This window comes from Methylobacterium endophyticum (genome assembly GCF_050591105.1).
GTDB lineage: Bacteria > Pseudomonadota > Alphaproteobacteria > Rhizobiales > Beijerinckiaceae > Methylobacterium.
In genome coordinates, this window is the sequence record NZ_JBNHES010000004.1 from 245,942 (window position 1) to 256,802 (window position 10,861).

The following is a 10,861-nucleotide window of genomic DNA, read 5'->3' on the forward strand; positions in this document are numbered from 1 at the left end:
CGTGCCTATTTCTCGCGCAGGCCGCGGCTGACGCGGTCGAAGAGCGGGCCGAGGAAATAGTCGAGCGGCGTCTGCTCGCCGGTGGTGATGATCACGTCCGCCGTCATGCCGGGCTTGAGGCTGTCGCGGATCTCGTCGGGGATGGTGTCCTTGTCGACCACTACCTCGCCCTGGAAATAGTAGGTCCGCTGGTCGTTGGGGTCCTGCGTGCGGTCGTAGGAGACCGAGCGGACCTTGCCGAACATCTTCGGCACCCGCCGGGAGTGGAAGGTCGGGAAGCGGATCTCGGCCTTCAGCCCCTCGGCCACGGCGTCGATCTCGGCGGGCGGGATCTGGATGCCCACCGTGAGCTCGTCGCCGGTGGGGGCGATGTCGAGGATGGTGTCGCCCGGCTTGATGACGGCGCCGAGGGTGAAGACCTTCAGCGCCTGCACGATGCCGGTCTTGGGCGCGACGACGGCGCCGCGGGCGAGCACGTCGCGGGCGACGTTCTCCTTCTCCTGGAGGTCGGAGAGGTTCTTGCGGGTGTCGATCAGGTCGGTGCCGACCTGCTGGAGGAACTGCTGGCGCACCTGCACGATCTGGAACTTGGTCTCGGCGATGGCGCCCTCGGCCTTGGCGGCGTCGGAGACGGCCCGGTCGTAGAGGCCCTGGAGGCGCGCCTTCTCGCGCTCCAGGGTGGTGACGCGGGTGACGGCGACGAGCTGCTTGGCGAGCAGCCCCTTCAGGCCGGGCAGCTCCTGGTCGATGGTGGCGATCTGGTCGCGCGCCGCGTTCGCGTCGTTCTTGAGCGCCTTCACCTCCTGCTCGGACTGCGCCATCCGGGCGTTCAGCGTGTCGGTCTGCGAGCGCAGATATGAGGCGCGCTCGCGCTGGCTGGCGGTCTGGTCGGCCAGCGCGCGCTTCACCACGGGATCGTCGGCGCGGTCCTTGAGGCTGTCGGGCAGCTCGATCCTGTCCTTGCCGTCGCGCTCGGAAAGCAGCCGCGCCTCCTGGATCAGGGCGACGGCCCGCTGGTTGCGCACGGTGTCGAGGGAGGCGCGCGCCTGGGTGTCGTCGAGGCGCATCAGGAGCTGGCCTTCCACCACCTGGTCGCCGTTGCGCACCAGGATCTCGCGCACGATGCCGCCTTCGAGGTGCTGGACGCTCTTCTTGTTCGACTGCGCCATCACCACGCCCGGCGAGATCGCGGCGCTGGCGACCTTGGCCACCGAGGCCCAGCCGGCGGCGCCCCCGAAGGAGGCCAGGATCACGAGATAGGCGGCGAGGACGGGCTTGCGCCAATCGTCCTTCACCTCGGGCGGGCGGAGCGCGATCGCGGTGGTCGTCATGCGGCGTCTCCTGTGTCGGTGCGTCGTGGCTGGATCTGGGGGTTTGCGGGTGGGGGCGGGATGGAGGGGATTCCGGCCGGGGCGAGGACGGTATCGCGGGGTCCGAAGGCGGACATGGTTCCGTCCTTCAGGACGAGGACGAAATCGACCATCTTGAGGATGTTGGCCTTGTGGGTGATGAGGATGCAGGTGGTGCCACGCTCCTTCATGGCCCTGAGGGCCTCGGCCAGCGCGGTCTCTCCGATGGCGTCGAGGTTCGAGTTGGGCTCGTCGAGGACGATGAGCGCGGGGTTTCCGTAGAGGGCGCGGGCGAGGCCGACGCGCTGCCTCTGTCCGCCGGACAACGCGTTCCCGCCCTCTCCGACCTGGGTGTTGTAGCCCTGGGGCAGTCCCTGGATGACGTCGTGGACGCCGGCGAGCTTTGCGGCCTCGAGCACGGCGTCGTCGTCGACCTCCCCGAAGCGGGCGATGTTCTCGGCGATGGTGCCCGACAGCAGCTCGACGTTCTGGGGGAGATATCCGAGATGGAGTCCGAGGAGGTCCGCGTCCCAGTGGTGCATCTCGGCGCCGTCGAGGCGGACGGTTCCGTGGGTGGGAGGCCAGATTCCGACGAGCGCGCGGACCAGGGTGGACTTGCCCGCCCCGCTCGGCCCGATCACCCCCATCGCCGATCCCGCAGGCAACGCGAAGCTCACCTGCGAGATGATGAAGCGGTTCGTCCGGGGGGCGGCCATGGCGAGGTCGTCGACCTCCAGGAGACCCGTCGGACGCGGCAGGTCGGCACGGGTCGGCCTTCTGTGGCGCTCCGCCGAGCGGAAGAGCTCCTGCAGGTTCTCGTAGGAATGCATCGCGCGCAGGAAGAAGCCCCATTCCGCCGTGAGCAGGCCGATGGGCTGCACGAGCTTGGCCGAGAGCAGCATGCAGCCGATCACGTTGCCGGGGGAGATCTCGCCGAGAAGCCCGAAATAGGCGCCCACCGCGATGGTCAGGCCGCCGGTGGCCGTGATCATGAAGTTGAGCAGGGTGTCGAAGGGCATCAGCCGGTCTTCGGACGCCGCGCCGGTGACGAGGTTGCGGCGATGATGGCTGACCCAGCGTTCGCGGAAGGTCTGGCGCATGCCGAGCGCCTGGATCGCCTCGATGTTGAGGAAGGTCGAGAGCAGCATGTCGCCCTTCGATTTCGTCAGGGCGCGCTGGGCGTTCTCGTGGCGGGTGCGCAGGCCGACGGTGACGATGGCGAGCAGCATCACCGTCACCAGGGCGCCGGTGACGAAGACGCCGAGCCAGAGATGCATGGCGAAGCACACGGCGAGGTAGGCCGGCACCGGGATCATGTCGTAGAGCGCCGAGAGGCCGCGCCCGGCGAGGAAGACGCGCAGCCGGTCGAGGTCGTCGAGGCCGGTGGCCGCGTTCTCGACCTGGGTGTCGAAGCGGGAGCGGATATAGGCCTCGAACAGCGCCGGGCGCAGGGCGGCGTCGACCCGGATCGAGACCCGCTCCAGGATATGGTCGCGCTGCTTGTTCAGGTAGGCGCCGATGACGAGCAGCACTACCAGCACCGCGAACAGGATCCAGAGGGTCGTGTAGCTCTTGTGCGGCAGGACGCGGTCGTTGACCTGCTCGAAGAAGATGCTGCCGGCGACCACCGTGGCGCCGATGAACATGCTGATGATGGCCGCGTGCAGATAGGCCATCCGCTCCCGCGCCAGCGCCTCCACGAGGGGCGTGCGCCGCGCCGCGTCGCGCCTGGCCACGCGCACCAGGGCCTTGGCCGTCTCGATCCGAGCGAGCGCCGTCATGCGGCGTCTCCTGTGTCGGTGCGTCGTGGCTGGATCTGTGGGTTTGCGGGTGGGGGCGGGATGGAGGGGATTCCGGCCGGGGCGAGGACGGTGTCTCGGGGTCCGAAGGCGGACATGGTTCCGTCCTTCAGGACGAGGACGAAATCGACCATCTTGAGGATGTTGGCCTTGTGGGTGATGAGGATGCAGGTGGTGCCGCGCTCCTTCATGGCCCTGAGGGCCTCGGCGAGGGCTGTCTCTCCGATGGCGTCGAGGTTCGAGTTGGGCTCGTCGAGGACGATGAGCGCGGGGTTTCCGTAGAGGGCGCGGGCGAGGCCGACGCGCTGCCTCTGTCCGCCGGACAGCGCGTTCCCGCCCTCTCCGACCTGGGTGTTGTAGCCCTGGGGCAGTCCCTGGATGACGTCGTGGACGCCGGCGAGCTTTGCGGCCTCGAGCACGGCGTCGTCGTCGACCTGTCCGAAGCGGGCGATGTTCTCGGCGATGGTGCCGGACAGCAGCTCGACGTTCTGGGGGAGATATCCGAGATGGAGGCCGAGGAGGTCGGCGTCCCAGTGGTGCATCTCGGCGCCGTCGAGGCGGACGGTTCCGTGGGTGGGAGGCCAGATTCCGACGAGCGCCCGGACCAGGGTGGACTTGCCGGCCCCGCTCGGCCCGATCACCCCCATCGCCGACCCCGCAGGCAACGCGAAGCTCACCTGCGAGATGATGAAGCGATTGGCGCCGGGGGCCGCCATCGCCAGGTTCCTGACATCGAGATGGCCGGCGGGCTTCGGCAGGGTGAGACGGTTCGCGTCGGCCTCCAGCGACTGCAAGGTACGCTGGATGCGCCCATAGGCCTGCCGTGCCCGGAGGAAGACCGGCCAGCGCCCGATCGCCGCCTGTCCGATACCGAGGCAGGCCCCGGCGATCATCATGGTGGCCATCATAGAGCCCGCGCTCGCCTCGCCCTGCATGACCAGCAGCGCGCTCACCAGCACCATGCCGAAGGACAGCAGGCTGCGCAGGAGCTTGAGGACGCTGCCGACGGACTCGGCATGATGGTTGACCGCCAGGCGCCACGCCTGGCCGACCTTGTAGGTCTCCAGCCAGCGCGCGCGAAACCCCTTCAGCATCGCCATCGCATGGATGGTCTCCGCCTCCTTGAAGGCGGTGTCGCGCACCCGGTCGCTGCGCGCGTTGAACTCGGCGTCCTGCCGGCTGTTGGTGCGGTTGGAGATGTCGCCGATGAGGAGCAGCAGGCACACGACGAGGACGGCGATCACCAGGATCACGCCGACCCAGAAATGGATCAGGAACGCCGCGACGATGTAGAGCGGCATCCAGGGAAAATCGAGCAGCGACGCGAGGGACGGTCCGGTCGAGAAGTCCCGCACGGTCTCGAAGTCGTGGAACATGCGGATGCTGTCGAGGCGCCCGGTCTGGAGCGAGGTGTAGTAGCTCGCGTCGTAGATCTTCTCGGCGACCACGTCGTTGAAGGTGATGCCGAGGCGCCGCAGGATCGACGAGCGCAGGCTGCGCAGGACCGCGCCGAGCCCGGCGGCCACGATGAACAGGCCCGTCAGCGCGTAGAGGGTCTCGACGCTGCGGGTCGTCATCACGCGGTCGATCGCCTGCATGCCGAAGACGATCGTCGAGAAGCCGAGCAGGTTGATCAGGGCGCTGAACAGGCACAGATGCAGGAAGGCGGGCCTGATCCTGCGCATGGCCTCGTCGAGCGGGGTGGGCACCTCGCTCCCGGCGGCCTGATTCGCTCTCGTCTTCAGCAAGCCCGGTCTCCGGTCGTCGCCGCCAGTCAGCTCCGCCGACCTCTTCCACGGCATGGAAGGCAGTGCAGCATAGCACCGATTTCAGCAGCGGCCCACCATGCCGCACTGCGGCGAGAAGGTCGGCAAAATTAAGGTAAAGCCCTGCGTCTATTGGTCCGGGTCGGGGTCTTTTCAGTCGCGCCCCGGCGGCGATTCGCGCGATGACGGCTCCTATATTTGGGGGCGCCCGCGAACACTCGCGCCCGTCAGGCCCATTCCGTCTGCGTGGCGGCGATCACCGGCGCGAAGCCGTGCATCAGGGAGCGGTCGAGCTGGCCGCGCATGCCGGTCATGATCGAGACGGCCTGCGTCGCGCTCATGGGGGGACGGTAGGGGCGCCGCTCGGTCAGCGCCGAGAAGATGTCGCACAGGGTCACGATGCGCACGAGATCGGCGATGGCGTCGCCGGCGAGCCCGTCCGGGTAGCCGCTGCCGTCGAGCTTCTCGTGATGATGGCGCACCACGTCGATCACCGCCGGATCGAAGCCGCCCTGCGCCAGCAGGAGGTCGGCCCCGAGCGCGGCATGGGTGCGCATGATGCGCGCCTCCTCCCCTTCGAGGGGGCCGGGCTTGTTCAGGATCTCGACGGGGATGCGCGACTTGCCGATGTCGTGGAGGAGGGCGGCCTTGGCGAGGCGGTGGCGATCGGCGCCGGACAGGCCGATCTGCGCGCCGAAGGCGGCGGCGAAGCCGGCCACGCTCAAGGTGTGCTGGTAGACCAGCGCGTCGTGCTTCCAGACGATGTCGAGCCAGGAGCGGATGCCCACATCCGACACCGCCTCCATCACGGCGTCGGTGCCGCTGTCGGCCTCGTCCGAAGACAGGGGGCGTCCGGCTCCGGCCGTGTCGAAGAGCCGGGTGACGATGCCGGTCGCCTTGCTCGCGCGCGCCTCGAGGCGGCGCTTGCGCGCCACCCAGGCCCGCGTGCCGAGATCGATCATCTCCAGCATGGCGGCGAAGACCGTGGCGCGCGCGGCGCCGGCGGCCATGACCCGCAGGAGGGGGGCATCGGCGCGGGAGGCCGACATCTTGGCGTCGCGCGAGAGGTGCAGGCAGGCGATGCCGCCGGTCCGCGCGCGGCGGATCAGGGCCTCCGCGCAGGCGGCGTTCTCGGGGCGCTCGGTGTCGACGTCCACCACGACGAGCAGAGGCCGGTCGGACGGGAAACGGTCGTCCGGCGTGGCGTAGCGGCAGGGCAGCACGCGCTCGATGCCACGCGCCAGAAGCCGCGTGCGGTCGACGCTATCGGTGACGAGGAGAACGAAGGCGTCCTGCGTCATCCACTTACGAACTCTACGCGACGGGAAGCGGTCGCCCCGATTGATGCACCGGGATCACCGCGTCGTACACCCTGATTCGCGAGTTCGCGGCACAACCGGCGCGCGAGGCGCCTCGCCGTGGCCCGAAGGCCGCGGCCGGCGCATGTCTCTTGTCCTGCCTGCTCGAAAGGCGGGCAGGCGGGATCCGCTCAGGCGACGCCGAAGTAGCGGCCGCCGGCGGTCTGGTAGTGGCCACGCGAATCGGAGGGGCTGGCGCCGTCGGTGATCCGGTCGGCGACCTTGACCACGAGAAGGGCCTGCATGCCGACGAAGGCGACGAGGAGGGGCAGAAGGGACATCACGGACATCGCTGGCTCCCATGAGCATGTTGCGATGCAATAGATCGCATGATGTGCTGCCATTTGGTATGCCAGACACCACATGCCAAGCATGAGCCCGGCGCATGGATCGGCCCCGGAACGGCGAAAGCCGTGCGGCCAGGGCGGGCGCACGGCTTCGAGTCATGTCGGACGGAAGGGAGGGCGCCGTCGTCTGCGCCGGCGCACGCGCCCGCGCCGGGCCTACTCCAGGTAGTCGCCGTAGCGGTTCACATGCGCGGCGAGGCCGAGGCCGTGATCGCGCACCAGGCGTTCGGCCACGTCGGCCTTGCGGGCCTCGAGCGCCTCGATGATCTCGACATGCTCGCGGATCGACTTCTCGGCCCGGTCGCCCTGGCGCAGCGCCGTGTTGCGGATGCCGCGCACATGCATGAGCAGGTTGCTCGACAGGTCCTTGATGACCTCGCACTGCCCCAGCGCGATGATCGTCTGGTGGAAGCGGATATTGGCGTCCGAGTACTCGTCGATATGCTCGGCGGGCTTGCCCTCGTAGAACTCGGGGAAGGTCTTGCGCAGGGAGCCGAGCTGCGCGTCCGTGGCGCGCTCGCAGGCGAGCCGCGCCGCCATGGCCTCCAGCGCCGCCCAGGCGTGGATCATGCCCACGATCTCCTGCTTGGTCTTCTTGATGACGAACACCCCGCGCCGCGCCTCCGAGCGGACGAAGCCCTCCTGCTCCAGCACGGTGAGCGCCTCGCGCACGGGCGTGCGGCTGACGCCCAGATCCTGCGAGAGCTTGCGCTCGTCGAGGCGCACCTCGTCCGGGCGGCCGTAGATGTCCATGTTGGTGATGGCGGATTTCAGCGCCTCGTAGGCGAGCGTGCGAAGACTGGAATTCGCGACGATCGGCTTGATGCTGAATGGGTCGCTCTTCATCATGCCGATCACTCGAACCTCGCCGCCCATGGGTCGGGACGGCTTCGTGGCCGTCCTGTTCTGAATTGCGGAATATCCCGCGCCGCGCACGCCGTCGAGACGCGCGCCGGGCGCCTCTCTCCCCGCGCGGCACGGCGCGGCGGGCGTCGCGGACACGCTCCTCGACAATCTTTCGGACGGTGGTATGCAAGATACCGCTTGTCAACTCGTCTCCGGCGCAACCTGAAGGGTTCCCGCCGGCGCCGGGTGGAGCGGTCGGAGGCGATCCGGCTCATGCGCACCCCGCAGTGGTGCGGCGCAACATGTAGCGGTCTCGACAGTCTACCTCGCGATGATCCTCGCATGGCGAGAGTACTCGTGCGCGAGGGGCAGGTCTTCGCCGATGCGCGGGCTCCTCACGGACGCGTGACGAATATGGGTGGGCGTCCGCGCCAGCCGATTGACAGCGACACGAAATACAGCGCAACATAATTCTGGTATACCGTCGACCGGGCGCTTTTTGTGTCGAAGCCTCGGCGGCGGTGTTTGGGGAACCCCGGCACGTCCGTGGCGGGCTGGCGCGTCTGCGCGTAAGAAATTTCGATAAGAACGAAACCAGGAGAAACGCCAATGTCACAGACCGGGGTACCGGCCCGCGAGGGGGCCCCCACGAACCGCTGGCTGCAGCTCGTCTTCGGCATCGTCTGCATGTGCATGATCGCCAACATGCAGTACGGCTGGACGTTCTTCGTGAACCCGATCCAGGAGCGTCACGGCTGGGACCGGGCCGCGATCCAGGTCGCCTTCACCATGTTCGTCGTCACCGAGACCTGGCTCGTCCCGGTCGAGGGCTGGTTCGTCGACAAGTACGGCCCGCGCATCGTGGCGCTCGTCGGCGGCCTGCTCTGCGCCATCGGCTGGGTGCTGAACTCCTATGCCGACTCGCTCACCATGCTCTACGTCGCCGCCGCCATCGGCGGCACGGGCGCCGGAGCGGTGTACGGCACCTGCGTCGGCAACTCGCTGAAGTGGTTCCCCGATCGCCGCGGTCTCGCCGCGGGCCTCACCGCCATGGGCTTCGGTGCCGGTTCGGCGCTGACCGTCGTGCCGATCCAGGCGATGATCAAGAACTACGGCTACGAGTCGGCGTTCTTCTACTTCGGCATCGGCCAGGGCGCGATCGTGATGCTGCTGGCGCTGTTCCTCGTCGCCCCGAAGAAGGGCGAGGTGCCGACGGTGGCCAAGGTCAGCCAGAGCAAGCGCGACTTCACCCCCGGCGAGATGGTGCGCGCGCCGATCTTCTGGGTGATGTACGCCATGTTCGTGATGATGGCCGCCGGCGGCCTGATGGCGACGGCCCAGCTCGGCCCCATCGCCAAGGACTTCCACATCATCGACACCCCCGTCAGCCTGCTCGGCATCACGCTCCCGGCGCTCACCTTCGCCGCCACCATCGACCGCGTGCTCAACGGCGTGACGCGGCCGTTCTTCGGCTGGGTCTCCGACCATATCGGCCGCGAGAACACCATGTTCCTGTCCTTCGGCATCGAGGGCGTCGGCATCTACCTGCTCAGCGTCTTCGGGCAGGATCCGTTCATGTTCGTGATCCTCACGGGCCTGGTGTTCTTCGCCTGGGGCGAGATCTACTCGCTGTTCCCCGCCACCTGCGGCGACACCTTCGGCTCCAAGTACGCCGCCACCAACGCCGGCCTGCTCTACACGGCCAAGGGGACGGCCGCGCTGATCGTGCCCTTCTCCAGCATCCTCACCACCATGACGGGAAGCTGGCACGCGGTGTTCCTGGCGGCGGCGGCCCTGAACATCATCGCGGCCCTGATGGCGGTGTTCGTCCTCAAGCCCATGCGCCAGGCCTACACCAAGCCGGCCACGGGCCTGTCCACCGCTCCGGCGCACTGAGACCGCCGCGCCGCGAGGCGCTGCGATAAAAAGGAAGGCCCGGCTTGCGCGAGCGAGCCGGGCCTTCTGCATGTCGGGCCATGCGCCAAGCGCCGCCGTCAGTCGCCGTAGCTGGGGTTGCAGGCGGAGAGCTGCGAGTCGCGCTCGTGGGACTGGTAGTTGACCGCATGCGGGTGGGCCGTGAGGCACCATTCGAAATGCAGGGTGCGGTCGGCGTGCCAGAAGTTGCTCGGCGGCTGCTGGCAGCTCGGCGTCGAGCGCATGACCTTGTACTGCCAGACGGCGCGGTTCGCGTAGTTCTTGCAGAAGGCGGGGGGCGCCGCCTGGGCCGCCGACCCGCAAAGGATCGCCGCGACGGCGAGAACGGACATCGGGATAACGGATTTCTGCTTCACGGAACCGGACATGGCGCCCTCCTCTCCACGATCGTCGTGGTGCCGATGAGGAGAATGGGCGCGGGGCATCCCGGCGTCGGTGTGGTGGGGCACGAAAACCCCCGCCGGACATGAAAAATCCCGCCGGATCGCTCCGGCGGGACTGTCAGCGTCCCGGTATCCGCGTCGTGGCGCGTTGTTCAGCCCTTCATGACGTCGAGGAGGGTTGAGCCGAGCCTTGCGGGGGAGGGGGAGACGGTGATGCCTGCGCGCTGCATGGCCTCGATCTTGTCCTCGGCGCCGCCCTTGCCGCCGGAGATGATGGCGCCGGCGTGCCCCATGCGGCGGCCCGGAGGGGCCGTGCGGCCGGCGATGAAGCCCACCATCGGCTTCTTCCGCCCGCGCTTGGCCTCGTCGGCCAGGAACTGCGCCGCCTCTTCCTCCGCCGAGCCGCCGATCTCGCCGATCATCACGATGGCGTCGGTCTTGTCGTCGGCCAGGAACAGCTCCAGCATGTCGATGAACTCGGTGCCCTTCACCGGGTCGCCGCCGATGCCCACCGCCGTGGTCTGGCCGAGCCCGGCATTCGTGGTCTGGAACACCGCCTCGTAGGTCAGCGTGCCGGAGCGCGACACGATCCCGACCTTGCCCGGACGGAAGATGTTGGCCGGCATGATCCCGATCTTGCATTCCCCCGCCGTGACGATGCCGGGGCAGTTCGGCCCGACGAGCCGCGACTTCGAGCCGGTCAGAGCGCGCTTCACCCGCACCATGTCGAGCACCGGGATCCCTTCCGTGATGCACACGATCAGCGGCATCTCGGCGGCCACCGCCTCCAGGATCGCATCCGCCGCCCCCGGCGGCGGCACGTAGACCACGCTCGCGGTGGCGCCCGTGGCCTCCTTCGCCTCGGCCACGGTGTCGAACACCGGCAGGTTCAGGTGCTTCGCGCCGCCCTTGCCCGGCGAGGTGCCCCCCACCATCCGCGTTCCGTAGGCCAGCGCCTGCTCGGAATGGAAGGTGCCGTTCTTCCCCGTGAAGCCCTGGCAGATGACCTTGGTCGATGCGTCGATCAGGATGGACATGGCGGGCCTATGCGTGCGGGGCGGCGGGCGCTGGCGCGACC

Annotated in this window: 9 protein-coding genes; 1 reads left to right on the forward strand and 8 read right to left on the reverse strand. The window is 68.5% G+C overall.

The window, feature by feature from the left end; genetic code table 11:
• Positions 1–5 precede the first annotated feature (5 nt).
• The 6 genes from ACP56T_RS07340 to ACP56T_RS07365 form a co-directional block, all read right to left on the reverse strand.
• Entirely contained in the window at positions 6–1,331 is a 1,326-nt protein-coding gene (locus ACP56T_RS07340; protein ID WP_430911468.1) for an HlyD family type I secretion periplasmic adaptor subunit, read from the reverse strand.
• The gene (locus tag ACP56T_RS07345) at positions 1,328–3,130 is read right to left on the reverse strand and encodes a type I secretion system permease/ATPase (RefSeq protein ID WP_430911469.1); all 1,803 of its coding nucleotides are present in this window, start codon (positions 3,128–3,130) and stop codon (positions 1,328–1,330) included. Before ACP56T_RS07345 ends, ACP56T_RS07340 begins: the two co-directional genes overlap by 4 nt.
• The gene (locus ACP56T_RS07350; RefSeq protein WP_430911470.1) at positions 3,127–4,896 is read right to left on the reverse strand and encodes a type I secretion system permease/ATPase; all 1,770 of its coding nucleotides are present in this window, start codon (positions 4,894–4,896) and stop codon (positions 3,127–3,129) included. Before ACP56T_RS07350 ends, ACP56T_RS07345 begins: the two co-directional genes overlap by 4 nt.
• A 245-nt stretch (positions 4,897–5,141) precedes the next feature.
• A complete protein-coding gene (locus ACP56T_RS07355; RefSeq protein ID WP_430911471.1) occupies positions 5,142–6,215 on the reverse strand; it encodes an HD-GYP domain-containing protein in 1,074 nt (357 codons plus the stop codon).
• A gap of 188 nt (positions 6,216–6,403) precedes the next feature.
• Complete coding sequence (locus ACP56T_RS07360; RefSeq protein WP_430911472.1) at positions 6,404–6,553, reverse strand: hypothetical protein; 150 nt, start codon at positions 6,551–6,553, stop codon at positions 6,404–6,406.
• A gap of 222 nt (positions 6,554–6,775) precedes the next feature.
• Positions 6,776–7,468: a GntR family transcriptional regulator gene (locus tag ACP56T_RS07365; RefSeq protein ID WP_430911473.1), complete on the reverse strand. Its 693-nt coding sequence runs from the start codon at positions 7,466–7,468 to the stop codon at positions 6,776–6,778.
• Positions 7,469–8,074: 606 nt separating this feature from the next.
• Between ACP56T_RS07365 and oxlT the strand changes: the two genes are divergently transcribed.
• The gene (gene oxlT, locus ACP56T_RS07370; RefSeq protein WP_430911474.1) at positions 8,075–9,361 is read left to right on the forward strand and encodes an oxalate/formate MFS antiporter; all 1,287 of its coding nucleotides are present in this window, start codon (positions 8,075–8,077) and stop codon (positions 9,359–9,361) included.
• A 98-nt stretch (positions 9,362–9,459) separates the two neighbouring features.
• On the opposite strand, the gene ACP56T_RS07375 is transcribed toward oxlT, so the two are convergent.
• Both ACP56T_RS07375 and sucD read right to left on the reverse strand, forming a co-directional pair.
• Entirely contained in the window at positions 9,460–9,768 is a 309-nt protein-coding gene (locus tag ACP56T_RS07375; protein ID WP_430911475.1) for a hypothetical protein, read from the reverse strand.
• Between the two features lie 167 nt (positions 9,769–9,935).
• Entirely contained in the window at positions 9,936–10,820 is an 885-nt protein-coding gene (sucD, locus tag ACP56T_RS07380; RefSeq protein ID WP_430911496.1) for a succinate--CoA ligase subunit alpha, read from the reverse strand.
• Positions 10,821–10,861: the final 41 nt, after the last annotated feature.